This window comes from Staphylococcus sp. HMSC069D12 (assembly GCF_001810405.1).
Lineage (GTDB): Bacteria > Bacillota > Bacilli > Staphylococcales > Staphylococcaceae > Staphylococcus > Staphylococcus haemolyticus.
In genome coordinates, this window is record NZ_KV801100.1 from 59,381 (window position 1) to 85,791 (window position 26,411).

A 26,411-nucleotide genomic window follows, 5' to 3' on the forward strand; every position below is an offset into this window, starting at 1 on the left:
ATGAGGAAAAAGGAGTGGATATAATGATGAAAGAACTAGTAAAACGTCTACAAGAGAAAGAAGAAAAGATGATTGAAATTCGTAGACACTTACATGAACATCCAGAATTATCATTCCAAGAATCAGAAACACCTAAATATATTGCTGATTTCTATAAAGACAAAGATTGTGAAGTTAAAACAAATGTCGGTGAAAATGGTGTGAAAGTGACTATCGATAGCGGTAATCCTGGAAAAACAATTGCGATTAGAGCAGACTTTGATGCTTTACCAATCCAAGAAGATACTGGATTGTCATTTGCGTCTAAAAATGATGGTGTGATGCATGCATGTGGTCATGATGCGCATACCGCGTATATGTTAATATTAGCTGAAACGTTAATTGAAATGAAAGATCAATTTAATGGTAAAGTGATTGTTATTCACCAACCAGCTGAAGAAATGCCTCCAGGCGGTGCCAAAGGCATGATTGAAGATGGTGTGCTAGATGGAGTCGATCATGTTCTAGGTACACATGTAATGACAAATATGGAACCGGGTAAAGTGTTTTATCGTCCTGAAAATGTTCAAACAGGACGCTCATACTTTAAGTTAACGATACAAGGTGAAGGTGGTCATGGTTCATCACCTCATACAGCAAACGATGCGATTGTCGCTGGTGCTAACTTTGTTACTACTGCACAAACAATCGTTTCACGTCGCCTTAACCCGTTTGAAACAGGTGTTGTAACAATTGGCTCATTTGATGGTAAAGGTCAATTTAATGTCATTAAAGATAAAATCGAGCTTGAAGGTGATGTGCGTGCATTAACTGATGCTACACGTGATAAAATTGCTGACGAATTACAACAAATGGTCAAAGGTCTTGAAGTAACATTTGGTGTTAAATGTGACTTTGAGTTTAGTAAAGACTATCCAGCATTATATAATGACCCTGATTTTACAAATTATGTTGCAGAAACTATTAAAAAAGCTGATTTAGATGATGTAAAAGGGGTAGAAGAATGTGAAGCACAACCGCCATCAGAAGATTTCGCATTTTATGCTAAAACATTGCCAAGCACATTTATTTATTCAGGTGCTGCGCCTCAAGATGGAAAAGCGTATCCTCATCATCATCCTAAATTTAAAATTGATGAGAAAAGTATGTTAGTCGCAGCAGAAGCTGTGGGTGCAGTTGTGTTAGATTACTTAAATTCTAAATAAAAAATGCTTATCTCAACCTTAGCCAACAAAACTTCAGAAATTGTTGTCTTTCCAGTACTAGTGTAAAGCTATGTATCATGATAGTATTAGCGTATATCTAAACACTGGGGTGAGATAATGAGTTTTTACGAATTTATGCAAGGATTTATTGGTGACCAAACCCCTTTAGGAGAACTTGCACATCGGATTAACCAAGATCAGCATTTTCCTAAGTACGAACGAGTTTCTGATAACATACTTAGTTATTTTACGAAAATTACAAAATTGGACCACGAATTTTTAGAAATCGTAAAGCGTTCTATCTCGCTTTATGAACAAAGCCAATTATAATGACAGAACGCATATAGATATACAAATTTAATAGTAGCTCAGTGCTAGTTTAGAAATGAAGGATAAGAATCATGATTTTAAATGATAGTTACAAAACTTATGTAGTAGAAGAAAAAAGCGATAACACGATTTCAATAAAGAAAAATAATGATGAACATCAATATGATGTGTTAGAAGTGATTGATGATTTATCAAATGATTCTTTTTGTGTGTTAAATCATTTATTTATTAATGAAGGTATGGAAGATGAATTCGAGAAGAAATTCTTAGAACGTCCTAAATACTTACAAAATGTTCCAGGATTTAAAGCTTTAAGATTTTTACGTCCACAAGTAGCAAGACGACACTATATTATTTTAACTTTATGGGAAGAACGTCAGGCATTTTATGATTGGCAGAATTCTAATGAATATAGTCAAACCCATAAACATAGAGGCACTGAACGTGGTGTTGATCGCAACATTGTTAATCGTGATTTATCTTATAATGTGCGTATTGAGCTATCTGGTTTAGAGTCAAAATTAGATTTAAGTCATATTTTCTAGTACAGATATAAAGATTAAGCCAATGTCATTGTTATCGACATATGTGCTTAATCTTTTTCAATTTCAAACCAAATTGTAAAAACGTTTACATAAATTATTTTGATTTCATCAGACTAAAGCGTTTGATAAGATAATAAATAAGGTCGAACTGAAAGGGAGTATAGTAATGGATAATTCAAGTTTATTAGCACCAGAGACTTACAATATTGTTTCAGAAATAGAGAAACATGCTTCTAATACATCGAAGAAAGCCCTAATTTATGAAAATGGGGTAGACGAACCAATTACAGTGACATATTCAGAATTAATTAAAAATGCCAATAAAGTGGGACATGTCTTATTAAATCACGGACTTAAAAAAGGTGATAAAGTATTAATCATGATGCCGAGAGCAATTATGACATATGAACTATATCTTGCTGCATTAAAACTGGGTATTGCGATTATTCCTAGTTCAGAAATGCTAAGAACTAAAGATTTACAATATCGAATTACACATGGTGAGATTAAAGCAGTAATTGCTAAATCTGATTTTATTGAAGAGTTCAAAGGCGTTAAAGAGTATGACGCATTAACGAAATTTATTATTGACGGACACGAAACGGACTGGATTAATATTGAAGATGAAAAAACATCACAAAGTGATACGTTAGATATTGAAAAAACTTCAAGAGACGATTTAGCCATCTTATCATATACATCTGGAACGACAGGAAATCCTAAGGCTGTTACACATTCTCATGGTTGGGGCTTTGCACACATGAAAATGGCGCCGGAACATTGGTTATGTATTAAAGAAGACGACTTAGTGTGGGCGACAGCTGCACCAGGTTGGCAAAAATGGGTATGGAGTCCGTTCTTATCAATTATGGGTTCAGGCGCAACAGCATTTGTTTATAATGGTAAATTCAACCCTTCTCGTTATCTTGAATTACTACAAGGCTTTGAAATCAATGTCTTATGTTGTACACCAACAGAATATCGTATGATGGCGAAATTAGACAATTTACAAGAATATAACTTAGAACACCTTCACAGTGCTGTATCAGCAGGAGAGCCATTAAACCGTGAAGTTGTAGAACAATTCCGTAGTAACTTTAATTTAACGGTGCGTGATGGTTATGGACAAACAGAGAGTACTTTATTAATCGGGTTCCTAAAAGACACTAAATCACGACCAGGTTCAATGGGTAAAGAAATCCCAGGTAGCCGTGTTACTATTGTTGATGATGAAGGACAACCGGTTGAAACAAATGTTAAAGGAAATATTGCTTTGCCACTTGATTTCCCTGGTTTGTTTAAAGGTTATTATAAAGATGAAGAACGTACGAAAGCAGCTCAAGCAGGTGACTATTACATTACTGGAGACTTAGCGCATATAGATGAAGATGGCTATTTCTGGTTTGAAGGTCGACGAGATGATATTATCATCAGTTCAGGCTATACAATTGGACCGTTTGAAGTTGAAGATGCCTTAACAAATCACCCGGTCGTTAAAGAATGTGCTGTTGTAGCAAGTCCTCATGAAATTCGAGGCAACATTGTTAAAGCATTCGTTATTTTACAAGATAATTATCAAGGTAATGATGACCTTGTTAAAGAATTACAAACTTTTGCGAAGAATGAAGTAGCACCATATAAATACCCACGTGCAATTGAATTTGTAGACTCATTACCTAAAACAAATTCAGGTAAAATCCGTCGTGTTGAATTACGCGATGCTGAACGTGAGAAATATAATAAAGAAAATGGATTTAAATAATATCGATTTCAATGTATAAAAGACACCTCGTTAAATGCTTTGGTCATCTAACGAGGTGTTATTTTTGTGTATCAGTTTGTATTTGATTGAGTAATCGATACCAATTGATGAAGCATATTATCTTGCAGTATATCCACCGTCTACAGTTAATGTCGCACCTGTAATAAATCGAGCTTCATCACTTGCTAAGAATAATACTGCATTGGCAACGTCTACAGGTTCACCTAAATAGCCAATAGGATGGCGTTCAGACATTTTAGCAGTATAGGACTCTAAACCACCTTCTATTTCTGCATCGAGTTTTTTTCACTAAAGGTGTTAATATTGTACCTGGATGTACAGAGTTAACACGAATGTGATTTTTACAAAAGCTGATGGCATCTTGTCGTGTCATATTTGTAACATCACCTTTAGCAGCTGCGTATGGTGCGAGTTCATCTGTACCCACTAAACCTAAGATAGATGAGAAGTTGATGGTTGAACCGCCACCGTTTTCACGTGAGAGTGGTACAGCATGTTTAGTACAGAAGAATACGCCTTTTACATCGATTGCAAATACTTGATCCCATTCTTCTTCAGTGAGTTGGTCTGTCGTTTTATCTGCACCAGTTATACCCGCACAATTAATGAGTATGTCTAATTGACCAATATCACGCTTAATATGTGTAAATGTTTCATCAATACTAGCTTCTTTAGAAACGTCTAAAACATAACCATATACCTTTTGATTAGTTTCTTTAGAAAGTGTGTCAACCCGCTTGATTGACTACATCTTCTTTAAGGTCTGAAATGGTAACTGTTGCACCCTCTTCAACAAAACGCTTAGCAGTTTCGAAGCCCATGCCATCACCTGAATCAGTAATTAAAGCTACTTTGTTTTCTAGTCTCATAATAATCCTCTTTTCAAAAATAGTCTCATCACAATTTGATGGTATCATCGGAAATATATAATGTATAATGCATAATAATTATATTTTTATAACTTAAAGTTATGGTTTGAGGTGTAGCGTTTGGAGATTATAAAGCTCAAATATTTTAAAGTGGTAGCTAATATGAATAATATTACAGAGGCAGCAAAGCGACTGAATATTTCTCAACCAGCACTTAGTAAGGCGATTACATCAATTGAAGATGAGTTTGGTGTGGCATTATTTGACCGGAAAGATAGACATATCTACTTAAACCGATAGGGTGAATTAATGCTGAATTATATCGATAGTGCATTTAGGGAATTAAATGAAGGTGAACGTATAATCAAAGAATTAACAGGTATCGGAAGTGGTCAAATTACTTTTGCAGTAACATTTCCACATGTCATGCCATTACTCATTCAAAATTACGTGTCACGACATCCCAATATTAAAATTAAGCAATATCAAGCAATATCTGAACGGGCACCTCATTTGATTTTAAATAACGAAGTAGATTTTGCTATATCATCTTTTAAAATTGAACATCGCGATATTAGTTGGGAACCTATCATACAAGATGATATTTATTTAACTGTTAGTAAAGAACATCCTCTCTCTCAATGTACTTCTCTTGAATTAACACAAATTAAAGATGAACGATTGATAGGTCAAATTGAAGGTTATGGTTTTCGAGATACGATAGATCACATTTTAAAACAAGAAGGGATTGTTCCTAATTATCAAGTAGAGGTTGAGGATTCGAGCGCTATCTTAAAACTAGTACCTATGAATATAGGCATCTCATTCACACCTAAACAAGCCTTAAGAAATTTGGATAAGCAAATTGTAGCAATACCTATTAACAATGAACATTGTTATAGGGAGATTGGTTTAGCTTATAAAAAATCTCATTACTTTACAGAAGTAGCGTGGTCATTTAAGACATTTGCGACTAATTATTTTCAAAATCATATCACTTAAACTGAATAATATATAAATAGTATGACACAATTAAAGCGTGCAAAACAGACTTTTAGTTATTCTTATAAGGCCGTTTTATGCTTTAATTGTGTCTTTTTTATAAATATTGAAACTAAATGTGATGTTTTTAATTGTATTTATTTCGATTTTATGACATACTCAATAATAATTAGTATGACATAATAATTAATTGAGGTGACATTATAATGACGAAATATATTTATGCTTTTGATGAAGGACAAAAATCGATGAAAGATTTACTTGGAGGTAAAGGTGCTAACCTATCTGAAATGAAACGTTTAGGTTTACCTGTGCCAGACGGTTTTACAATAACAACTGCCGCTTGTATTGAATACTTAAGACAAGGCAAATCATTATCAACTGATGTAAAAACACAATTAATTGATCATCTTGTTGACTTTTCAGAGAGAACTGGGAAAGCATTCTCATCAGATGCTAACTTATTACTTGTATCTGTACGAAGCGGTGCAAAAATATCGATGCCTGGTATGATGGATACAATTCTTAACTTGGGATTAAATGACGATAACGTAAAGAAACTTGCAGATAAAACAGGTGATGCTCGCTTTGCATATGACTGTTACCGTCGCTTACTACAAATGTTCGGTGAAGTGGTATACAACGTTCCGATGCAAGCATTTGATACATATTTTGAAGATTATAAACAACGTCACAACTTTGAAAATGACGCTGCAATTACAGCTGAAGGTTTACAAGAAATTTGTGAACGTTTCAAAGACATTTATATGGAAGAAGTTTATAAACCGTTCCCTCAAGAACCTTTGAAACAATTAGAAGAAGCAATCGAAGCGGTCTTTAAGTCTTGGGATAATGACCGTGCACGAATTTATCGTGATTTAAATGATATTCCACATGACATAGGTACTGCTGTTAATATCCAAGAAATGGTATTTGGTAATAGTGGTAATAATAGTGGAACAGGTGTTGCATTTACTCGTAATCCTGTGAGCGGAGAAAATAAATTATTTGGTGAATATTTATTAAATGCACAGGGTGAAGATGTCGTAGCTGGTATTCGTACACCAAAAGACATTTCAACTTTACACGATCAAATGCCTGACGTACATCGAGAATTTGTTGAAGTAACGAAACAACTTGAACAGCATTATAAAGATATGCAAGATATTGAATTTACAATTGAAAATGGAAAGTTATACTTATTACAAACTCGTAATGGTAAACGTACGGCACGTGCAGCAATTAAAATAGCAGTAGATTTAGTAGATGAAGGTGTCATTAAAAAAGAAGAAGCGATGTCAAATGTTGATGTGAAATCAATCGACCAATTATTACATCCTAATTTTGATGAAAAAGCATTAAAACAAGCAACTGAAATTTCAAAAATAGGTTTACCTGCAAGTCCAGGGGCAGCTACAGGGCAAATTGTATTTTCAGCTGAAGATGCTAAGGCACAAGTTGATGCAGGTAAGAAAGTTATCTTAATGCGTCCGGAAACGTCTCCTGAAGATATAGAAGGTATGATTGCGAGTGAAGCAATCGTAACAACACACGGAGGTATGACATCTCACGCAGCAGTTGTAGCTCGTGGTATGGGTAAATGTTGTGTGACAGGTTGTTCGGATTTAGAAATCAATACTGTAGCAAAGACAGTTTGCTATGATGGTGGGGAACTTCATGAAGGCGATACAATTTCAGTTGATGGTACTAAAGGTGACATCTACATAGGTGAGATTGAAACAGTCAGTGCTGAACACAGTGAAGAGTTCACTCAATTTATGGAATGGTCAGAGGATATTGCACGCTTGAATGTTCGAATGAACGCAGAGACGCCTCAAGATATTAAAGCGGGTTATGACTTTGGTTCTAAAGGTATTGGTTTAGTTCGTACGGAGCATATGTTCTTCGGATCGGAACGTTTAGTTGAAATGCGACGATTTATTCTTTCATCTTCATATGAACAACGAGTAGAAGCTTTGAATAATATTCGTAAGTATCAAGTAGAAGACTTTGAAGCAATATTCCGATTATCTGGAGAGCGTCCTACAATTGTCCGTTTGCTTGATCCACCTTTACATGAGTTTTTACCTAATTCTGATGAAGATGTTGAAAATGTAGCACGACAACTCAACATTCCTAAAGAAGTATTGAATAAACGCATTGTAGATCTTCATGAAGTGAATCCAATGCTAGGACATCGTGGTTGTAGACTTGCAATCACATACCCTGAGTTATATGAAATGCAAGTTGAAGCGATTATGGGAAGCGTATTAAAACTTAAAAAAGAGGGTATAACATGTAAACCTGAAATTATGATTCCGCTAGTATCAACTGTGGAAGAATTCACAACGCTTAAAGAGAAATTGGTTAAAACCATTGAACAATTAGAGGATGAACAAGGTGACAGCGTACCATATTTAATTGGTACAATGATTGAAACACCGCGCGCATGTTTAGTAGCAGATGAATTAGCAAAACATTGTGATTTCTTTAGTTTCGGTACAAATGATTTAACGCAATTGACATTTGGTTTCTCAAGAGATGATGCAGGTAAATTTATAAATGTGTATACTGAAAGTAATATATTGAAGCTTGACCCATTCCAAACGTTAGATAGAGACGGTGTCGGAAAATTAATCGAAATTGCAGTTGAACAAGCTAAAAAAGTAAATCCGAAAATCAAAATCGGTGTATGTGGTGAATTAGGTGGAGATGCTAAGTCTATTCGTCGTTTCAATCAATTAGCGATAGACTATGTTTCATGCTCACCATTCCGAGTTCCAGGTGCAATTTTAGCAACAGCTCAGAGTCAAGCGGAGGAAAGCGAGCAGTAAAGTGAACGAAACTCAATCAAATGAACAAATTCTAAAGTTATTTATCGTATCAGATTCCATTGGCGAAACAGCACAACGAATGATTCATGCAACATTAACACAATTCCCTGATTTGCATAATGTTGAAATTAAGAAATTTCCATATATTAAAGATGAAGAGGAATTCTTAAATATTTTAAATTTAGCACGTGAACAACATGCGATTGTAGCGACGACGTTAGTAAGTGAATCCTTTAATGCATTGGGACATCAATTTGCACATGAACATGATATTCCTTATGTTGACTACATGTCTGATTTAATCAGCATTATTAAGAAGATAACACACAGTCAACCGCTTATGGAGAGCGGTGCGTTACGTAAATTAAATGATGAATATTTCAAGCGTATTGAAGCGATTGAATACTCTGTTAAATACGATGATGGTAAACATTTTACTGATATAGGTGAAGCGGATGCATTAATTGTTGGTGTGTCACGAACATCTAAAACACCATTAAGTATGTATTTAGCTAACAAAGGTTATAAAATAGCTAATATTCCATTGGTACCTGAAATTGAAATTCCTGATAATGTTTATAAACAAAAAGGGTTAAAAGTATTTGGATTAACTGCGAGTCCACAGTATATTGCAAACATACGAAAGAATCGTGCGGAAACGTTAGGTTTATCTAGTGAATCACGATACAATAACTTGGATCGTATTAAGAAAGAACTTGTATATGCTGAGGAAGTCTTTAAGAAATTAAATGCGACTGTTATCAATACGGAATATAAATCGATTGAAGAGTCAGCATTCTATATTGAGAAATTTTTACAACCTAAATTGTAATTGCAAGAAGAAAGAAGTCTTTGATTGCAGTTTAGATAGTAGAAAGTCGATAAATAAAAACACTTAGTTGCATATTTGTAACTAAGTGTTTTTATTTTAAAATTAGGTAGCGTTAATGCTTTCAATTTTATATAAAAAAATAATTTTAATTAAGGTTCTCCGATTTACAATTTACCATATTTGTTTTAACATAGAAATGAAAGGCTTAACAATCTTAATATGAAAAGATATTACTTTATATTAGGGAGAAAGAATAGTAAGTAATAACTTTTTAGTTGTTAACTAATAAATTTGGAGAGGTGTACAACCATGTCAGAATCAAAAGACGTCATTTTAATTGGTGCGGGTGTCTTAAGTACAACATTTGGTTCTATGTTAAATGAGCTTGAGCCTAATTGGAATATCAAGCTTTATGAACGTATGGATCGACCAGGTCTAGAAAGTTCTAATGAACGCCATAACGCTGGTACTGGTCATGCTGCACTTTGTGAATTGAACTATACTGTTCAACAACCTGATGGTTCAATTGACATTGATAAAGCGAAAGAAATCAACGAAGAATTTGAAATTTCAAAACAGTTCTGGAGTCACTTAGTGAAAGCAGGACATATCGAGAATCCAAGAGAATTTATTAATCCTCTTCCACACATTAGTTTTGTTAGAGGCGTTAACAATAAAGAATTCTTGAAGAAACGTTACGAAGCAATGAAACAATCACCAATGTTCGATAACATCGAATATACTGAAGACATTGAAGTAATGAGAAAATGGATTCCATTAATGATGCAAGGTCGCGTTGATGACGGCAAAATGGCCGCTAGTAAAATCGACGAAGGTACTGACGTTAACTTTGGTGAATTAACACGTAAAATGTCACGTCACTTAGAATTAGACGAGCATGTTGAAGTTAAATATAGTCACCAAGTACTTGACTTTGAACGTTTATCAAATGGTAAATGGCAAGTTAAAATCAAAGATCTTAAAACTGGTAACGTATTTGAAGAAGTTACTGACTATGTATTCATTGGTGCAGGCGGTGCTGCAATTCCATTACTACAAAAAACAGGTATCCCTGAAAGTAAACATTTAGGTGGATTCCCTATTACTGGTCAATTCTTAACATGTACTAATCCACAAGTGATTGAAGCACATGATGCGAAAGTATATGGTAAAGAACCACCAGGCACACCACCAATGACAGTACCTCACCTTGATGCACGTTACATCGAAGGTAAACGTACTTTATTATTTGGACCATTTGCGAACGTTGGACCTAAATTCCTTAAAAATGGCTCAAACTTAGATTTATTTAAATCTATTAAACCTTATAATATTACAACGATGTTAGCTGCTGCAGTTAAAAACTTACCATTGATTAAATATTCATTTGATCAAATTATCATGACTAAAGAGGGCTGTATGAACCACTTACGTACATTCTACCCTGAAGCTCGTGATGAAGATTGGGAATTATACACAGCAGGTAAACGTGTACAAGTAATTAAAGACACTGAAAAAGAAGGTAAAGGATTTATTCAATTCGGTACAGAAGTGGTTAACTCTGAAGACCATTCAGTAATTGCTTTACTTGGTGAATCACCAGGGGCATCAACTTCAGTATCAGTAGCTTTAGAAGTTCTTGAGAAAAACTTCCCAGAACAAATCGGCCAATGGAATGCTAAAATTAAAGAAATGATTCCCTCATACGGTCAATCATTAATTGAAGATGTTGAATTAATGAGAAAAATACGTCGTCAAACGTCTAAAGATCTTGAATTAGGATACTATGAAGACGCTAAGTAAGATGTTTTAATAAATAAGAGTCGCTTGAGAGTTTATAGCTTAAGCGACTCTTTTTCTAACTTTCTATAGGGATAAAGAAGTTAGCATATTCATAATGGTAAACAATCTTCGAATAATCGAATGCTATCCCTTTATTAGTGTAAATGGTCAAATCATGACGCATACAAGGATCATTTGGATTGAGATCCAATTGCGGCGCTTCACCTTCAGTAAGAAAATCAATATATAAACTGTAACTTTTGAAATTATTAGGAATAACAGAATACAACATAAGCTTTCAATCATTTTCAAAGCGTAGCTAACTTGCTTTGGATTGGTTGAAAGCTTTTTTTAATGAGAATGTGCATTAGTTTATGAACTATACAAGAGTGGTTAAGATGAGGGTATCAAATAAAAAGGAGATTACTTATGACAAAAGATAGATTTAGTAATCAATATTGGGAGAAAGCGTGGGAAGCTGACCCTAATACTCAGGATAAAAGGATGAAACGTGCAGGTTTAGGTAATCCATCGGCACCAGGTTTTGAAAAGTGGGCAGAAAACTTTAATAAAAATTCTTTTACTGAAGAAAGCCAGCAACGTACGAAATGGATTATGAATTGGATTGAGCAACAAACAGGTCGATTTAGTAATTTAAGTGTATTAGACATAGGGGTTGCGTCAGGAGTGTTTAGTGTCCCGTTTGCTAAATAAGGTGCTAAAGTTACAGCGTTGGAAGCATCGCCAATTTTACATGACATGTTAAAAAATAATGCAAATCATTACGGTGTAGCACTTAAAACATTAAATCAATCGTTTGAAGATGCTCGGCTAGAAGAATTAGGGCAGCATGAATTAGTTTTGCGTCAATGTGTCCAGCAGTGACGACGTGGGAAGCGGTTAGCAAGGCAATCGATATTGCACAGAAATATGTTTATGTCAGTTTAATTGCAGGACCTAAGGAAAACTCAATTGTCGATGAAGTCGTGGCATTTTTAGATGAAGAAAGTCAACCTATGACGGCGGATATGTGTTATTTATTACAGTTGTTATACTTTAATGATTATACTTATGAAACATTAATCGAACGCCATACTCAACATAATGACAAACCAATTGAAGATGTGATGCAACAATTGCCACAATGGTTAAAAGAAGTAGAAGTGGAACTAGATGAACAGCAACTTGCAAACGTAGAACACTATTTACGAGATAAATATGGCAATACCATACCTGTTATCACTGGGGGTAAATTTGGTAAAGTATTGATTCACGTTTAGAGGAGACATTCGATGAAACACTACCTCGTAAAATTTGAACGCACTGATTTAAAAAGATGGAAAAAGTATGTTGTTCCACATGTTTTATATTTGAAGAAATTAATCAAACAAGGACATTTAATCGTTTCTGGTCCTACAGTGAATGCGCGGAAAGATAAGAAGGAAGCTTATTTAATATTTAAAGTTAAAAATCGAAACGTCTTAATGACATTACTTGAAAAAGATCCATTTTGGTATAAGGGATTGATTTCGAATTATACCATTGAAGAGTGGAAACCGTTATTCGGTAATCTCGATCAACTCACAAACGAAGAATTTAATAATGAATAATAATCGTAAATACTATTCTGACAGAGTTTGTTGGGGTAGTATTTATTTTCATTAAAATTATTTCGATATATCGCTTTACTTATAACGATATATCGAAAAAGTGATTAATTAAATATAAAAGAAAAGGTGATTTTAATAATGTTTAGAAGACATATGCAAGATATAAGATAAGGAATGGATCATTTTGAACAAATGAAAGCATCTCGTGAACAATTACAAGGATTATTCCATGGATTTATGAAAGCAAGTCAAAGCGCATTACAAGATGAAGAAAAACAAAAAGAATTAAATGTATTTATTGAGGAAACTAAACAAAAATTAGAACGTTTCTATAAATAATAAATATTAGAAAAGCCGGCTGGTTGAAATAACCAGTCGGCTTTTAAATATTCGAGTGAAGTTGTAGAGCACTTCGCCGGAATGATAAACGGGCTGCAGTGAGCAGGTTTTTCGGCAGAAATACTCAAAGTTCGACAAAACTTGAAGAACAGTTTTGCTCACTTTTCGATTCTGCTCAAAACCTAAACGCTCACTTTCGCACCTGGTGATAAACGGGCTACGAAAAGCAGGTCGTTCGATAATAATACGCTAATCGCTAAAATCAAAGAGCGATTTTTGCTCATAGCTCGTTATTGCTCACGATCTGAACGCTTTTCTTCGCACCTTAGTTTTTATTTACTGATGCGTCGTAGATTGAATCTACTGCGTCACCTAATGCTTTATCAAATTCTTCTTGTGATTGGCTAGCGCGTAAGTCACTTGCTAATGCACGTGAGAAGCTTGCGATTAATTCATCATTGTCTTTCAATAATTTGTTAGCTTCGTCTCTGCTGTAACCACCTGATAATACAACCACGCGTACAACATTTGGATGATCTGCTAATTCTTTGTATAAGTTAGCTTTAGTTGGGATAGTTAATTTTAACATTACTAATTGATCATCGTTTAAAGCATTTAAGCCTTTTTTAATTTCAGCTTTTAATACTTCTTCAATTTCAGCTTTATCTTTAGCGTTAATGTTAACTTCAGGTTCAATGATTGGTACTAAACCTTTAGCGATGATTTTTTTAGCGAATTCAAATTGTTGTTCAACAACATCTTTAATACCTTGTTCATTTAATTCTAAGATATTAGAACGCATTTTAGTACCGAAGATATGACGTTCAACCGCACGGTCTAAAGTATCGTCTAAATCATCGATAGGTTTCATTAATTGAACACCGTTTTGTTGTTCAGCTAAACCTTTGTCGACTTTTAAGAAAGGTACAACACCTTTGTCTGCTAAGTAGTCACCAGTGTATTTGCCTTCAACTTCACGATCCATAGTTTGTTCGAAAAGGATAGCACCTAAAATTTTGTCTGGAGAGAATGAAGGTGAAGTTACAACTCTAGTACGCATATCGTGCACAAGTTGGAACATTTCGTCATCATTGCTATATTCGTCCTCGTTTACACCATACTCTTTTAATGCTTTAGGAGTACTACCGCCACTTTGGTCTAATGCTGCGATAAAACCTTTCCCATTTGTCATTTTTTCTAATTGTTCTTTATTCATTACTCTTTCCACTCCTTTAATTAACTTTCATATTTATTATGATAAAAATAAAGCTCATTCTCAAGTTATAAAACTTATATTTATTGAAAATTCATATTTTACAGTTTATAGTTTCATAAATTAGACGCATTTAGCGATAATAAAGTTAATTAATCTTATTAAGTGAGGGAAAATGGAAAAACGTATTTTAATTATTGGAAGTCCAGGCTCTGGTAAATCGACATTAGCTCATCATTTACATAAAACGTATGGCATACCTTTATATCACATGGATAACATCAATTGGATTGATAACAAAACGATGATTAGTCAAGAAGAATTAATTGAACAGCTTAATCAAATTATTGCTAAAAATACTTGGATTATTGATGGCAATTATTCGGACACACTATCTTTAAGGTTGAAGAGAGCAACTGTCGTTATATGGTTAAAAGAACCTAGATGGAAGTGTATTTACCGTGTCATAAAAAGGGTGATTATTCACAATTTGAAACGACATCGCATTGGGGGTAATCCAAATACAATTAGTTTTGAATTTATAAAATATGTGTGGCAATTTCCTGAAAATAATAATGAATTCATCAAGTTACAACAACTGAAAACGCAAGGTCATATTAAATGGATTATAAGTAATTCACGTCTCAAAAACATATAACATAATCATCAAGATGGTCATTAGTTAAAAAATACCTACAAATATTTAACATAATTTCTTATTATTAACGATATAAAAACCTGGTATAAAACGAACTATTTATATTAAAAGTGAATAATAGTTCGTTTTATGTTATCTTTTATTTTAAAGGTAGGGAGTTTTTTAACCTTCATTCATTTAAAAAGGCGTGTGAGTAATGATTAAAAAAGTTAAATTGGTTATTTTTGATTTAGATAATACGCTATTTTCTTTTAATAAGTTATGGATAAAAGCGAATAAAGATACGTTTGAAGCGTATACGTTATTTAAAGATATAGATTATAGTGACTTTATGAAATTATTTAAAAAATATGATTTATATTTTTGGAAACAGCATGATGAAGGGGTTATTACCTTAGATGAATTACGAGAGTTAAGGCTAATTAAAACTTTACAGCATTTTGATATAAATATTTCTCGAGAAGAAGCCAACGAGTATTTCGAATCCTTTTTTACTAAGCTACTGTCTAGTATAACTGTTAATAGAAAAATGAATGATTTACTTATGTCACTAAAAGAAAATGTAAACATCGCCATACTTACCAATGGAAAGCTTAAAGAACAGAACACTAAAATTGATAATCTCGATATTAGATCAATTTTTGAAAAGAATATTTTTATATCTGAAAATATAGGTTGCGAAAAGCCTGATCCTAAAGCATTTTTAAATGTCACGTCTAGACTAAACGTTAATCCTGAAGAGTGCTTGTTTATAGGAGATTCTTATAGAAATGACATCACGGGAGCATTAAATGTTAATATGGCTACCATTTGGTTAACGAATTCTGATAAAGATACAGAAATAAATATAAAAGATGGACTTTATTATTGCGAAGATAATATTGCGAAGATAATATTGAAGTTCTACTAAAAAAGCTCCTTGATGATGAATATAAAGATTTAACAATTTATAACTAGTTTAATACGAAAATTAGAGTGTATAGAAAAAGTAATCATTTTCTGTACACTCTATTTTTATGCGTGATAGACAATTCTCATCTCAGAACTCTTGTAACATAATCAGTGTATCATTAATTTTTAAAAATTAAATACATGCAAATATTAGATAATTTATTATATAAAATTTTGCCATATTGATTAATAGTTCATAGAGTATGCTATTCTATAAGAAAGTTAGGTTCTCTTATTTAGGATAATTAAACTATTTAAATCGCTTACTATTCTAAATAATGAGAACCTATTTATACTTATAAAGCATATTCGGAGGCTAAGGGAATGAAAAAGAACAAAATATTTGCTGTATTAACAACAAGTGCTTTGTTACTCGCTGCGTGCAGTAATGGTGATAATTCATCTAGTAGCGGGCAAAAAGGGGACAGCCAGAAGAACGAACAAACTAACAGTCAAAGCGAGAAATTGAAAAAGAATAATGACAAAAACAAGAATGAGAATAAAGTCGATTACCCTAAAGATGGCGTTAAGGGAATTTATGCCACAAGCAATTCGACACAAGGCGATAAGATTGATGAATTAATTAAGTTCATTAAAGATTCTAAATTAAATACAATGGTTATCGATGTTAAAGATGATGAAGGTAATATCACAATGAAACTTAACACGGGAAATAAACAAGTGGATAAGAACACATTAGATATTGTAGATGGTAAGAAATTGTTGAAAAAATTGCATGATAACAATATTTATCCAATTGCTCGTATCGTTACATTTAAGGACAGTAAATTAGCAAAAGAACATCCTGAATGGTCATTTAAAGAAAGTGATGGATCAGTTTGGGCAAATGGTAAAGGCGATAGCTTTGTTAACCCATTCATGAAGGAAGTATGGGATTATGATATTACTGTCGCTAAAGCTGCAGCTAAAGCTGGATTCCAAGACATTCAATTTGACTATGTACGTTTCCTAGAGGGCTTTGAAAATGAAGCAGACAGTTTAACTTATAGTAAGGGTGACTACAAAAATAGCAAGTTAAGTTCAGGTGATCAACGTGTTGATACAATTACAAAATTCTTAGAACATGCTAATAAAGAGTTGAAACCAATGGGTGTTAACGTATCGGCAGACGTATTTGGCTATTCTGCATTAGTTAAAAACGCACCAGGCATTGGTCAAAGTTTCCCTAAAATGTCTGAAAATGTAGATGCGATTTCATCAATGATTTATCCTTCACATTGGAGTAACGGTGACTTTGGATTAGATGCTCCGGATACAGAACCATACAAAACAGTAAATCGATACATTCAAAAAGAAAACAGTTTACTAGATTCACTTGGTAAGAAAAAACCAATTTCTCGTCCATGGATTCAAGATTTCACAGCATCATATTTAGGTAATGGTAATTATATTGATTATGATGCGAAAGCAGTATCTGAACAAGTTCAGGCTTTAAAAGATAATGGTGTGAATGAGTTCTTACTATGGAATGCGGGTAACGAATATACTGAAGGTGCAAACTATAATCCTAAAAAAGGTAGCGCGAAAGAACGTGACCCAGAAGGTGTAGAGCAAGATACAAAACAGCAAGACAATAAAGACGACAATAAAAAAGATAGTAATGAAGAGAATGGGAACAGCAATCAATAATAAAAAAGCGAGATGACTTTGAAGTCATCTCGCTTTTTTCTATGAGATTTTTTTATGAGATTGTTTAGCTACTAACGCACCGCCTAGTAATAAGAAAATGCTACCTAATAATTGAGTGGATTGTTCACTGTCTGAATGACCAGTTTCAGGTAATGAAGATTGAGAGTTAGTGCTATCATGGTTTTCTTGTTTTTTTACTGATTGAGACGAAGGCACTTCGTTGGATTTGACGTTACCTACATAATATGAATTTAATTCACGCGCACAATCTACAGAATTAATTTTAGATATTTCTTCCTTTTGATCATCTAATTCAGCAGCATTTGCAATACCGTGTTCAACATGTGTTTCTCCACTTTGAAGTTGATTAAAGTTACTATATTTATCATTTTTATATTCGACTTGGCCATTTTTATGAACTCTATAAACACCTAAACCAGCATTTGCTTTATTATGGCTTTTAATTTCAAAATAGCCCCCTTTGTCGATTACTTTTCCAAAGTTTTGTAAATCTGGATTACCTCCACTATTTGATAACGCCTCTGAAGCAACTTCTTGTGCGTTATTCTTAGTAACGATATCAGCAGCAAAAGCTTGATGTCCGCTAAACGCAGTTAATAATACTGTACTTGAAATAAGTGTTGACGCAAATAGAGAAACCTTCATCACAATGAAAACCCCATTTCATTATTTATCGTTTACAGACTCAGTGTAACACTCAGAATTAATTAAAATAGGGCTTTAAAGTAAACCATATTGAAACTTTAAATTAGCTTAAAGAATGACATATTTGTAAAGTTAGATTTACAATATTAAAGTTTTTATGAATATAAACAATCGTTATAGAAAATTCAAAGATGCTAACTTACCATTTCTTTTTAGAAAAGTAAGGGATAGACCATGCCATACAAACAGTGAAAATCAAATGTGCAATTATCCATAAACCATATTCTGTCCAACTAAATTGGAAAAATGGACGTTGTGCCAACATAATAAGTGATGGATATAATATTAGAAAAATGATGATCAGTAATAAATAACTTATTTTGTAAAAAGGTTTGAAAAATTTATAAATAAATAGAAATGTGATGTAAATTAAAAATCCAATGACAATATGAATCAATAGTTCTAAAATCAATGGTGTTTGATTTGGGTCAGCAATGAAATCGATATTGATCAATAACAAGGTTAGGTGCGTCGTGTGTGTTACGACATCCATAATAAACATTATAAGTAATAATAAAATGCTAATTAGCAATGCGCTAAGAAAGTGGTAGCCGTATCGTATCATAAATATCCATCCTTTAAGTATGTTTAACAAGCTATTCCCTATGGCAAGATGAATCACACATTTTAAAAATTTAGAATATTTTAAAAATTATATTGACCAAGACAAAATCCAATGCTAATATGGTATCAATTCAATAAAACTTGTTAACTCTTATCAAGAGTGGTGGAGGGATGTGCCCTAAGAAGCCCAGCAACCGTCGTTTAACGAAATGGTGCTAATTCACATAAAGTAGACAATACTTTAAGAGATAAGAGAAAGTCTATCGATACTTTCTCTTAAATAATAGAAAGTATTTTTTTATGTCTTCTAACTATTTAAGAGTTGAAGTGTAATTGAATCATTATTAAAAAAGAGGTGTCGATATACATGAAAAAATGGTTAAGTGTGATAAGTATTTTAGTTTTAGTTATTGTATTGGCAGGATGTGGCAAAGATAAAGAGGATAGTAAAAAAATCACGGTTGCTGCTTCACCTGCACCCCATGGAGATGTGTTGAAGAAAGCTAAAGAACAATTAAAGAAAAAAGGCTATGATTTAGAAGTTAAAGAGGTCAATGATTATAAAGTGCCAAATAAATTATTAGATAAAGGTGATGTAGATGCCAACTTCTTCCAACATGTACCTTATTTAAAAGCTGAAAAGAAAAGTCATGGATATAAAATAGAAGAATTAGGTAAAGTATTTACAACTCCAATGGGCGTATACAGTAAAAAATATAAAAATCTAAAAGATATTCCTGAAGGTTCAACGATTTATGTTTCAAATAATCCAGCGGAAGAGGGACGATTTTTATCATTCTTTGTAGATGAAGGTCTCATTAAGTTGAAAAAAGGTGTCAAAATTGAAGATGCTAAGTTTGAAGATATCGCTGAAAATAAAAAGAATTTAAAATTCAATCATCAACAAGGGGCTGAGTTTTTACCAAAGACATATAAAAATGGTGAAGGAGCAGCAGTGATTATGAATTCTAACTATGCCATCGATAATGGTTTGAAACCTTCTAAAGATGCAATTGTTATGGAAGGTAAATCATCTCCGTTTGCCAATATTATTGCTGTACAAGAAGGACATAAAAAAGATAAAAAGTTCCAAGAATTATTAAAAGTTATGCAATCGAAAGAAATTAAAGATTATATTAAGAAAGAGTATGGAGACGACGTAATTCCATACGAAAGTAAATAATTATCCATATTAAACTACCCGCAAAGTAATTGCTTTGTGGGTTCTTTTTAAAAAGAAAATAATAAATACCAAAAATTACAAACTTTAATTATTTTTGATTATTCAGAAAATATTTACAAATCTGACAATTATTAGTAATATATTGAATATTATCACTGAAATAGTGTTTATATAGAGGGCCGAAGAACTTTTCAAATAGAGGGAAGCAAAAGGGATGGTCTATCTTGGGAGGATGAGCCGATATGAGTAAAGCAGAGGAATTAATTAATGAAGATGGTAAATACTTCGCCGCATCAGGGAGAATAAAATACTATCCATTAGCCATTGACCATGGTTATGGTGCGACACTAGTAGATGTGGATGGTAAAGAATATATTGATTTATTATCAAGTGCAAGTTCACAAAATGTAGGACACGCACCTAAACCAGTTACCGAAGCGATTAAGAAACAAGCTGAGAAATTTATTCATTATACACCAGCATATATGTATCATGAACCAGCAGTGAAATTATCTAAAAAGCTATGTAAAATTGCTCCAGGTGACTATGAAAAGCGTGTAACGTTTGGATTGAGTGGGTCTGATGCGAATGATGGTATTATTAAATTTGCGAGAGCTTATACGGGACGCCCTTACATTATTAGTTTTACAAATGCATATCATGGGTCAACATTTGGGTCATTATCCATGTCTGCCATTAGTTTAAATATGCGCAAACATTATGGGCCATTATTGAATGGATTTTATCATATTCCATTCCCTGATAAATATAGAGGGATGTATGAGCAGCCAAATGCAAATACAGTTGAAGAGTATCTTGCACCATTAAAAGAAATGTTTGCGAAATATGTGCCAGCGGAAGAAGTGGCTTGTATTGTTGTAGAAACAATCCAAGGTGACGGAGGTCTATTAGAACCTGTAGATGGTTACTTTGAGGCATTAGAAACGTTATGCCGTGAACATGGTATTCTAATTGCTGTAGATGATATTCAACAGGGGTTAGGGCGAACTGGGACATGGAGTTCAATTGATCACTTTAATTTCACACCGGATTTAATTACATTTGGTAAATCACTAGCAGGTGGGTTACCGATGTCAGCTATTATTGGGCGTAAAGAAATCATAGAGACACTTGAGGCACCGGCACATCTATTTACAACTGGTGCGAATCCTGTAAGTTGTGAAGCGGCTTTAGCTACATTGGGTATGATTGAAGATGAAGATTTATTAACTGCTAGTTCTGAAAAAGGGGCTTACGTGCGTAAGCGAATGGATCAATGGGTGAATGCTTATGATTTCGTTGGAGATGTGCGTGGTAAAGGTTTATCAATTGGTATTGATATCGTATCAAATAAACAAGCTAAGACGAGAGCTTCTGAAGAAGCACTTAAAATATGTAATTATTGTTTTGATCATGGTCTTGTATTGATTGCAGTAGCTGGTAATGTATTACGTTTCCAACCTCCATTAGTTATTACGTATGAACAATTAGATTATGCGTTAAATACAATAGAGAATGCATTGCAAGCGTTACAAGATGGACAACTGGATAACTATAATATTGATGGTCAAGGTTGGTAATACGTAAAGAAGAGGCTGGGAATGATGTCCCAGCCTCTTCTAGTTTATTTGATTAAATTAATCTTTCGGTACAATGTAGTCTTCTTCTTCATTTTTCTTAGAGTGTCGAACACCATAACTTAAATAGATGATGATACCAACTACGAACCAAATTAAAGTATATAGTTTAGCATCGAAACTTAATCCCCAGAATACAAGTAATACTAAAATAAATGTGATTATTGGTAATACAGGGAAGAATGGTACTTTAAACGATGGTACTGGTAAATCTTTACCTTCACGTTTTCTTAAACGATACATTGCAAGAGACACAAACATAAATGCGACTAATGTTCCTGCAGAGATAAGTTGTGCTAAGAATGCGAATGGGAACATTGAACCAATTAATACACCGATAATTGTTAGAATTAAAAGTGCTCTGTTTGGTAAATGTTTATGGTTTAATTTTGATAACCAAGATGGTAATAAACCATCACGACCAAATGAATAAAGTAAACGTGATCCTGCTAACATCATACCAATTAAAGCAGTGAACATACCGATTACTGAAATAGCTTGGATGACAGCGGCGATAATACCGTGGCCACTTTGACGAAGTGCCCAACCTACAGGTTCAGCATTACCTGCATATCTAGAGTAATGGAACATACCAACCAATACTAGTGCTACACCTACGAATAATACTAATGCCACAGCTAATGAACCAAGAATACCACGAGGCATTGTTCTTTGTGGGTTAATGGCTTCTGCAGAGTTGGCAGCGATTGAGTCGAAACCAATGTAAGCTAAGAATATCATAGAAACCCCAGCATAAATACCTTGCCAACCACCGAAATCACCATTTTCAGTCACTTTATGTTCTGGAATAAACGGAACATAGTTTGATGCTTGGATAGCAGTTAAACCTACGATAATGAATAATACGATTGCAAATACTTTTAAGATAACTAAGACGTTTTCTACACGTGCTGTTTCAGACATACCACGTGATAAAATGATTGCTGTAATAATGATTACAACAGCAGCGATGATATCAATGACACCACCATCAGCTCCGAATGGATTCGATAATGCTTTAGGTAAGACAATACCTAATGGCGAAATGAGTCCTCTTAGATTGGCTGAGAATCCGGATGCTACAAAGGCTACGGCAATAAAGTATTCAGCTAAAAGTGCCCAACCTGCGACCCAACCTGAAAATTCTCCAAATAAAACGTTAATCCAAGAATAAGCTGAACCGGCGAAAGGCATTGTTGATGCCATTTCGGCATATGAGAAGGCAACTAAACCTGCAACAATCGCTGCAAGTAAGAATGATAATGCAACGGCAGGGCCTGCGTGTTCAGCCGCTACAACGCCAGGCAATGTGAAAATTGCAGTTGATACAATCGTACCAACACCTAATGCAAGAAAATCTCGAACGCGTAATGTACGTTTTAAATGACCATCTTTATTTTGATAGATTGTGGGATCTTCTTTTCGAGTTAAATTTTTGAAAAAACTGGCCATAATTATGAACCTCCACTTACTAATATATTGAGTTATAAGATTAGCTTGTTATCTCTAGAATATTTATTATACTAGCACAAAACTTTAAATTTTTGTCTAAAATTTCTGAAAATTTTAAGTTTTCTTACTTTTTATAAAATGACAGAGTGTAACAAGGAAATTTTAAATGATAGATTTGATTATAACAGATTAATAAGAAATAAAAACAACAAAAAAGAGTAAAATTATCCACAAAATATAAAAAGTAGTCTTTCGACTGAGAATAACATACTAAAAATACACAATAAGTCAAGTAATTAGACCTTTATTTAGTGGTATTTTACTAAAAAATTAAAGTTTGTTGACCTATTCCATTATGGAATAGGTTCTATCGAAAATATGTATTTTATTAATAGTTCGGCGCATACTATAATTAGTTATGTAATAAAGTTACATCATATTTAAATGCTTCTATTTCATGTAGTAAATCCATCCCCTTATATTGTATTAGCATAGTAGTGCTAAACTTTATGATTTATTACACCCATTGACATAGATAGAAAACTCCCATCTCGCATTTAAATATGTATCCCTAACTGAGATTACTAGCAACAATGAAATAATGAAGTAACTTTAAATATAAAGAAGCCACAACTCATGTAACTAAGTCTTTCCCTCTTTTTCCCTTAAAAAATAGACATGTAAGTGGCTTCTTTTTAATATTAAAATTTAAAACGAAACTTGAAAGGATATGAATTCAGATGACTAAAGAAAACTATTCTGCTGCAAACATGGTCATTGATACTTTAAAAAATAATAATGTAGATTACGTATTTGGTATTCCAGGAGCTAAAATAGACTATCTCTTTAATGCTCTTGAAGATGATGGTCCAGAACTTATTGTGACACGTCACGAACAAAATGCTGCCATGATGGCACAAGGTATCGGTCGTTTAACTGGTAAACCGGGTGTAGCATTAGTAACAAGTGGCCCTGGAGTAAGTAACTTAACAACTGGATTATTAACAGCGACTTCAGAAGGTGATCCAGTGTTAGCTATCGGTGGTCAAGTTAAACGTAACGATTTATTACGTATGACGCATCAAGCAGTAGATAACGCTTCTCTTTTAAGATCATCTACGAAATATAGTGCAGAAGTACAAGATCCTGAGTCTTTATCTGAGGTAATGACAAACGCTATTCGTACAGCGACTTCAGGTAAAAATGGTGCAAGCTTTATTAGTATCCCACAAGATGTTATCGAGTCTCCAGTAACATCTAATGCAATTGATTTATGTGAACAACCCCAACTAGGTGTTCCAAATTTAGAAGACATTCAAGACGTTATCAAAGCTATAAAACATGCGAAATTCCCAGTGTTGCTAGTAGGTATGAGAAGTTCAAGTGAGAAAGAAACTGAAGCAATTCGTAAATTAGTTGCTAAATCAAATTTACCAGTTGTTGAAACATTCCAAGGTGCCGGTGTACTTAACCGCGAATTAGAAAATCACTTCTTTGGAAGAGTCGGTTTATTCCGTAACCAAGTAGGTGACGAATTATTAAGAAAAGCTGACTTAGTTGTTGCAATTGGTTATGATCCAATTGAATACGAAGCAAGTAACTGGAATAAAGAATTAGATACAGAAATCATTGCTATTGATGAAGTACAGGCTGAAATCACTAACTTTTTACGGCCTAAAAAAGAATTAATTGGTAATATTGCAGGGACAATTCAACTCCTATCTGAAAATGTGCATGAACCTATTATTAATCAAAATCGTTTAGATGACTTAGAACGTTTGAGAGCAGAAGTCATTGAAGCAACAGGTATTAAGTACACACATGAAGATGGCGTAATGCATCCATTAGAAATTATTGAAACAATGCAAAAAACACTAACTGACGATACAACTGTTACTGTTGACGTAGGTAGTCATTATATTTGGATGGCACGTAAATTTAGAAGTTACAATCCAAGACATTTACTATTTAGTAATGGTATGCAAACACTTGGTGTTGCTTTACCTTGGGCAATTGCAGCTGCATTAGTGCGCCCAAATACTCAAGTTGTGTCAGTAGCTGGAGATGGCGGTTTCTTATTCTCAGGTCAAGATTTAGAAACAGCCGTACGTAAAAATTTAAACATCATCCAATTAATTTGGAATGATGGTAAATATAATATGGTAGAGTTCCAAGAAGAAATGAAATATAAACGTTCAGCTGGTGTTGAATTTGGACCAGTTGATTATGTGAAATATGCTGAATCATTCGGTGCAAAAGGGTTACGTGTTACTAATCAAGAAGAATTAGAAGCAGCTTTAAAAGAAGGCTATGCAACTGAAGGCCCTGTATTAATTGATATACCAGTGAATTATAAAGACAATATCAAATTATCAACGAATGTATTACCAGATTCTTTAAATTAATTATTAGTCAAACAAACATAGGAGTGAATATTCAATGAGTCACGTATTATATCAACATGGTACTTTAGGTACATTAATGGCAGGTCTATTAGAAGGAACTGCGTCTATCGATGAACTATTAGAACATGGTGATTCAGGACTAGCTACATTAACAGGTTCTAATGGTGAGGTTATCTTTTTAGATGGTGAAGCATTCCATGCTAACGAGCATAAGGAGTTTAAGAAACTAAATGGTGATGAAATGACGCCATATGCAACAATTACTCGTTTTGAAGCAGATCAAACATATCAAACTTCAAATAAAGATTCTGAAAAAGTGTTAAACGAAGTTAAAGAACATATGTTAAGTGATAACTTATTCTCTGCAGTGAAAATAAGTGGTACGTTTAAAAAAATGCACGTACGAATGATGCCTAAACAAGAACCACCTTACACTAGATTAATTGATTCAGCACGTAGACAACCAGAGGAAACGCGTGAAGATATTAAAGGAACAATTATTGGATTCTTTACTCCAGAATTATTCCACGGTATTGGATCAGCTGGCTTCCATATTCACTTTGCTAATGATGATCGCAACTTTGGTGGTCATGTATTAGACTTTGAAGTAGACGATGTAACTGTTGAAATACAGAATTTCGAAACATTCGAACAACATTTCCCAGTTAATAATAAAACATTTACAGAAACAGAAATTGATTATGCAGATGTAGATGCAGAGATTAGAGAAGCTGAATAATTAATAATCATACCTATAAAAGAAAGATGAATTCTCAATGAATTCATCTTTCTTTTTTTAATTTATAAAATATAATATATGACACAATATAAAATAATGGTA

Annotated in this window: 27 protein-coding genes, 1 pseudogene and 1 riboswitch; of the genes and pseudogenes, 21 read left to right on the forward strand and 7 right to left on the reverse strand. The window is 33.5% G+C overall.

Translation table 11 applies throughout. From position 1 onward, the window contains the following. Positions 1-23 precede the first annotated feature (23 nt). The 4 genes from HMPREF2737_RS03375 (at position 24) to mbcS (ending at position 3,842) form a co-directional block, all read left to right on the forward strand. Positions 24-1,205: an amidohydrolase gene (locus HMPREF2737_RS03375; protein ID WP_037551530.1), complete on the forward strand. Its 1,182-nt coding sequence runs from the start codon at positions 24-26 to the stop codon at positions 1,203-1,205. A 117-nt stretch (positions 1,206-1,322) separates the two neighbouring features. Continuing rightward, complete coding sequence (locus HMPREF2737_RS03380) at positions 1,323-1,535, forward strand: YozE family protein (RefSeq protein ID WP_037551531.1); 213 nt, start codon at positions 1,323-1,325, stop codon at positions 1,533-1,535. A gap of 71 nt (positions 1,536-1,606) precedes the next feature. Next, positions 1,607-2,080, forward strand: a complete 474-nt coding sequence (locus HMPREF2737_RS03385; RefSeq protein WP_037551532.1) for an antibiotic biosynthesis monooxygenase family protein — start codon at positions 1,607-1,609, stop codon at positions 2,078-2,080. 166 nt (positions 2,081-2,246) lie between these two features. Continuing rightward, the gene (gene mbcS, locus HMPREF2737_RS03390; RefSeq protein ID WP_037551533.1) at positions 2,247-3,842 is read left to right on the forward strand and encodes an acyl-CoA synthetase MbcS; all 1,596 of its coding nucleotides are present in this window, start codon (positions 2,247-2,249) and stop codon (positions 3,840-3,842) included. A gap of 117 nt (positions 3,843-3,959) precedes the next feature. Here mbcS and HMPREF2737_RS11655 read toward each other — a convergent pair whose 3' ends face one another. From HMPREF2737_RS11655 to HMPREF2737_RS11660, 3 genes are read right to left on the reverse strand one after another with little or no spacing between them, the layout of a single operon-like run. Further along, complete coding sequence (locus HMPREF2737_RS11655; RefSeq protein WP_256277612.1) at positions 3,960-4,130, reverse strand: SDR family oxidoreductase; 171 nt, start codon at positions 4,128-4,130, stop codon at positions 3,960-3,962. Next, the gene (locus tag HMPREF2737_RS11960) at positions 4,099-4,605 is read right to left on the reverse strand and encodes an SDR family NAD(P)-dependent oxidoreductase (RefSeq protein ID WP_218085480.1); all 507 of its coding nucleotides are present in this window, start codon (positions 4,603-4,605) and stop codon (positions 4,099-4,101) included. The genes HMPREF2737_RS11655 and HMPREF2737_RS11960 overlap by 32 nt, the downstream gene beginning before the upstream one ends. Beyond that, entirely contained in the window at positions 4,592-4,732 is a 141-nt protein-coding gene (locus HMPREF2737_RS11660) for a hypothetical protein (protein ID WP_218085300.1), read from the reverse strand. Before HMPREF2737_RS11660 ends, HMPREF2737_RS11960 begins: the two co-directional genes overlap by 14 nt. Before the next feature lie 120 nt (positions 4,733-4,852). On the opposite strand from HMPREF2737_RS11660, the gene HMPREF2737_RS11205 reads away from it, so the two are divergent. From HMPREF2737_RS11205 to HMPREF2737_RS11575, 10 genes are all read left to right on the forward strand, one after another. Next, positions 4,853-5,032, forward strand: coding sequence for a helix-turn-helix domain-containing protein (locus tag HMPREF2737_RS11205; protein ID WP_070440913.1), 180 nt, complete (start codon positions 4,853-4,855; stop codon positions 5,030-5,032). Positions 5,033-5,041: 9 nt separating this feature from the next. After that, positions 5,042-5,734 (forward strand): LysR family transcriptional regulator substrate-binding protein, encoded by a 693-nt coding sequence (locus HMPREF2737_RS03400; protein WP_037551534.1) that lies wholly within the window; start codon positions 5,042-5,044, stop codon positions 5,732-5,734. Positions 5,735-5,940: 206 nt separating this feature from the next. Beyond that, a complete protein-coding gene (gene ppdK / locus HMPREF2737_RS03405; RefSeq protein WP_037551535.1) occupies positions 5,941-8,568 on the forward strand; it encodes a pyruvate, phosphate dikinase in 2,628 nt (875 codons plus the stop codon). A 1-nt stretch (position 8,569) separates the two neighbouring features. Further along, positions 8,570-9,400 (forward strand): pyruvate, water dikinase regulatory protein, encoded by an 831-nt coding sequence (locus HMPREF2737_RS03410; protein WP_037551536.1) that lies wholly within the window; start codon positions 8,570-8,572, stop codon positions 9,398-9,400. A gap of 309 nt (positions 9,401-9,709) precedes the next feature. Further along, the gene (gene lqo, locus HMPREF2737_RS03415) at positions 9,710-11,203 is read left to right on the forward strand and encodes an L-lactate dehydrogenase (quinone) (protein WP_037551537.1); all 1,494 of its coding nucleotides are present in this window, start codon (positions 9,710-9,712) and stop codon (positions 11,201-11,203) included. A 408-nt stretch (positions 11,204-11,611) separates the two neighbouring features. After that, positions 11,612-11,896, forward strand: coding sequence for a hypothetical protein (locus HMPREF2737_RS11730; RefSeq protein WP_011274771.1), 285 nt, complete (start codon positions 11,612-11,614; stop codon positions 11,894-11,896). An 18-nt stretch (positions 11,897-11,914) separates the two neighbouring features. Then, complete coding sequence (locus tag HMPREF2737_RS11735) at positions 11,915-12,067, forward strand: hypothetical protein (RefSeq protein ID WP_011274772.1); 153 nt, start codon at positions 11,915-11,917, stop codon at positions 12,065-12,067. Next, positions 12,064-12,462 (forward strand): hypothetical protein, encoded by a 399-nt coding sequence (locus HMPREF2737_RS11740; RefSeq protein WP_229664816.1) that lies wholly within the window; start codon positions 12,064-12,066, stop codon positions 12,460-12,462. The genes HMPREF2737_RS11735 and HMPREF2737_RS11740 overlap by 4 nt, the downstream gene beginning before the upstream one ends. A gap of 12 nt (positions 12,463-12,474) precedes the next feature. Then, a complete protein-coding gene (locus HMPREF2737_RS03430; RefSeq protein WP_011274774.1) occupies positions 12,475-12,792 on the forward strand; it encodes a YciI family protein in 318 nt (105 codons plus the stop codon). A 174-nt stretch (positions 12,793-12,966) separates the two neighbouring features. Continuing rightward, positions 12,967-13,131, forward strand: coding sequence for a hypothetical protein (locus HMPREF2737_RS11575; RefSeq protein WP_011274775.1), 165 nt, complete (start codon positions 12,967-12,969; stop codon positions 13,129-13,131). Between the two features lie 325 nt (positions 13,132-13,456). Here the strand turns inward: HMPREF2737_RS11575 and HMPREF2737_RS03435 are convergent, their stop codons facing one another. Then, on the reverse strand, positions 13,457-14,347 hold the full coding sequence (locus HMPREF2737_RS03435) for a fructose bisphosphate aldolase (protein ID WP_037551538.1): 891 nt from the start codon (positions 14,345-14,347) through the stop codon (positions 13,457-13,459). Between the two features lie 172 nt (positions 14,348-14,519). Here HMPREF2737_RS03435 and HMPREF2737_RS03440 point away from each other — a divergent pair, with 172 nt between their 5' ends. From HMPREF2737_RS03440 to HMPREF2737_RS03450, 3 genes and pseudogenes are all read left to right on the forward strand, one after another. Next, on the forward strand, positions 14,520-15,002 hold the full coding sequence (locus HMPREF2737_RS03440; protein ID WP_037551539.1) for an AAA family ATPase: 483 nt from the start codon (positions 14,520-14,522) through the stop codon (positions 15,000-15,002). Between the two features lie 196 nt (positions 15,003-15,198). Beyond that, positions 15,199-15,959 (forward strand): annotated as a pseudogene (locus HMPREF2737_RS03445) (HAD family hydrolase). A gap of 318 nt (positions 15,960-16,277) precedes the next feature. Further along, positions 16,278-17,603, forward strand: a complete 1,326-nt coding sequence (locus HMPREF2737_RS03450; protein WP_070650043.1) for a putative glycoside hydrolase — start codon at positions 16,278-16,280, stop codon at positions 17,601-17,603. Positions 17,604-17,642: 39 nt separating this feature from the next. Here HMPREF2737_RS03450 and HMPREF2737_RS03455 read toward each other — a convergent pair whose 3' ends face one another. Both HMPREF2737_RS03455 and HMPREF2737_RS03460 read right to left on the reverse strand, forming a co-directional pair. Beyond that, a complete protein-coding gene (locus tag HMPREF2737_RS03455; RefSeq protein ID WP_229664819.1) occupies positions 17,643-18,269 on the reverse strand; it encodes a cell surface protein in 627 nt (208 codons plus the stop codon). 199 nt (positions 18,270-18,468) lie between these two features. Then, the gene (locus tag HMPREF2737_RS03460; RefSeq protein ID WP_011274782.1) at positions 18,469-18,894 is read right to left on the reverse strand and encodes a hypothetical protein; all 426 of its coding nucleotides are present in this window, start codon (positions 18,892-18,894) and stop codon (positions 18,469-18,471) included. A gap of 147 nt (positions 18,895-19,041) precedes the next feature. After that, positions 19,042-19,148, forward strand: a riboswitch (SAM riboswitch). A 112-nt stretch (positions 19,149-19,260) separates the two neighbouring features. Here HMPREF2737_RS03460 and HMPREF2737_RS03465 point away from each other — a divergent pair. Together HMPREF2737_RS03465 and HMPREF2737_RS03470 are read left to right on the forward strand one after the other, a co-directional pair. Then, entirely contained in the window at positions 19,261-20,076 is an 816-nt protein-coding gene (locus HMPREF2737_RS03465) for a MetQ/NlpA family ABC transporter substrate-binding protein (RefSeq protein WP_011274783.1), read from the forward strand. A 242-nt stretch (positions 20,077-20,318) separates the two neighbouring features. Further along, the gene (locus HMPREF2737_RS03470; protein ID WP_037551541.1) at positions 20,319-21,656 is read left to right on the forward strand and encodes an aspartate aminotransferase family protein; all 1,338 of its coding nucleotides are present in this window, start codon (positions 20,319-20,321) and stop codon (positions 21,654-21,656) included. A 57-nt stretch (positions 21,657-21,713) separates the two neighbouring features. Here the strand turns inward: HMPREF2737_RS03470 and HMPREF2737_RS03475 are convergent, their stop codons facing one another. Beyond that, a complete protein-coding gene (locus tag HMPREF2737_RS03475) occupies positions 21,714-23,165 on the reverse strand; it encodes an APC family permease (protein ID WP_037551542.1) in 1,452 nt (483 codons plus the stop codon). A 740-nt stretch (positions 23,166-23,905) separates the two neighbouring features. Between HMPREF2737_RS03475 and alsS the strand changes: the two genes are divergently transcribed. Continuing rightward, complete coding sequence (alsS, locus tag HMPREF2737_RS03480; RefSeq protein ID WP_037551543.1) at positions 23,906-25,570, forward strand: acetolactate synthase AlsS; 1,665 nt, start codon at positions 23,906-23,908, stop codon at positions 25,568-25,570. A gap of 34 nt (positions 25,571-25,604) precedes the next feature. Continuing rightward, a complete protein-coding gene (budA, locus tag HMPREF2737_RS03485; RefSeq protein ID WP_037551544.1) occupies positions 25,605-26,309 on the forward strand; it encodes an acetolactate decarboxylase in 705 nt (234 codons plus the stop codon). The last annotated feature ends 102 nt before the right edge of the window (positions 26,310-26,411 follow it).

Coding starts and splice junctions, on each gene's coding strand:
- lqo (WP_037551537.1), top strand. CDS start 9,710: ATGTCAGAATCAAAAGACGTCATTTTAATTGGTGCGGGTGTCTTAAGT.
- HMPREF2737_RS03475 (WP_037551542.1), bottom strand. CDS start 23,165: ATGGCCAGTTTTTTCAAAAATTTAACTCGAAAAGAAGATCCCACAATC.
- alsS (WP_037551543.1), top strand. CDS start 23,906: ATGACTAAAGAAAACTATTCTGCTGCAAACATGGTCATTGATACTTTA.
- HMPREF2737_RS03385 (WP_037551532.1), top strand. CDS start 1,607: ATGATTTTAAATGATAGTTACAAAACTTATGTAGTAGAAGAAAAAAGC.
- budA (WP_037551544.1), top strand. CDS start 25,605: ATGAGTCACGTATTATATCAACATGGTACTTTAGGTACATTAATGGCA.
- HMPREF2737_RS11730 (WP_011274771.1), top strand. CDS start 11,612: ATGACAAAAGATAGATTTAGTAATCAATATTGGGAGAAAGCGTGGGAA.
- HMPREF2737_RS03430 (WP_011274774.1), top strand. CDS start 12,475: ATGAAACACTACCTCGTAAAATTTGAACGCACTGATTTAAAAAGATGG.
- HMPREF2737_RS03440 (WP_037551539.1), top strand. CDS start 14,520: ATGGAAAAACGTATTTTAATTATTGGAAGTCCAGGCTCTGGTAAATCG.
- HMPREF2737_RS03435 (WP_037551538.1), bottom strand. CDS start 14,347: ATGAATAAAGAACAATTAGAAAAAATGACAAATGGGAAAGGTTTTATC.
- HMPREF2737_RS03400 (WP_037551534.1), top strand. CDS start 5,042: ATGCTGAATTATATCGATAGTGCATTTAGGGAATTAAATGAAGGTGAA.
- HMPREF2737_RS03460 (WP_011274782.1), bottom strand. CDS start 18,894: ATGATACGATACGGCTACCACTTTCTTAGCGCATTGCTAATTAGCATT.
- mbcS (WP_037551533.1), top strand. CDS start 2,247: ATGGATAATTCAAGTTTATTAGCACCAGAGACTTACAATATTGTTTCA.
- HMPREF2737_RS03470 (WP_037551541.1), top strand. CDS start 20,319: ATGAGTAAAGCAGAGGAATTAATTAATGAAGATGGTAAATACTTCGCC.
- HMPREF2737_RS03465 (WP_011274783.1), top strand. CDS start 19,261: ATGAAAAAATGGTTAAGTGTGATAAGTATTTTAGTTTTAGTTATTGTA.
- HMPREF2737_RS03450 (WP_070650043.1), top strand. CDS start 16,278: ATGAAAAAGAACAAAATATTTGCTGTATTAACAACAAGTGCTTTGTTA.
- HMPREF2737_RS03455 (WP_229664819.1), bottom strand. CDS start 18,269: ATGAAGGTTTCTCTATTTGCGTCAACACTTATTTCAAGTACAGTATTA.
- HMPREF2737_RS11575 (WP_011274775.1), top strand. CDS start 12,967: ATGGATCATTTTGAACAAATGAAAGCATCTCGTGAACAATTACAAGGA.
- HMPREF2737_RS03380 (WP_037551531.1), top strand. CDS start 1,323: ATGAGTTTTTACGAATTTATGCAAGGATTTATTGGTGACCAAACCCCT.
- ppdK (WP_037551535.1), top strand. CDS start 5,941: ATGACGAAATATATTTATGCTTTTGATGAAGGACAAAAATCGATGAAA.
- HMPREF2737_RS03375 (WP_037551530.1), top strand. CDS start 24: ATGATGAAAGAACTAGTAAAACGTCTACAAGAGAAAGAAGAAAAGATG.
- HMPREF2737_RS11660 (WP_218085300.1), bottom strand. CDS start 4,732: ATGAGACTAGAAAACAAAGTAGCTTTAATTACTGATTCAGGTGATGGC.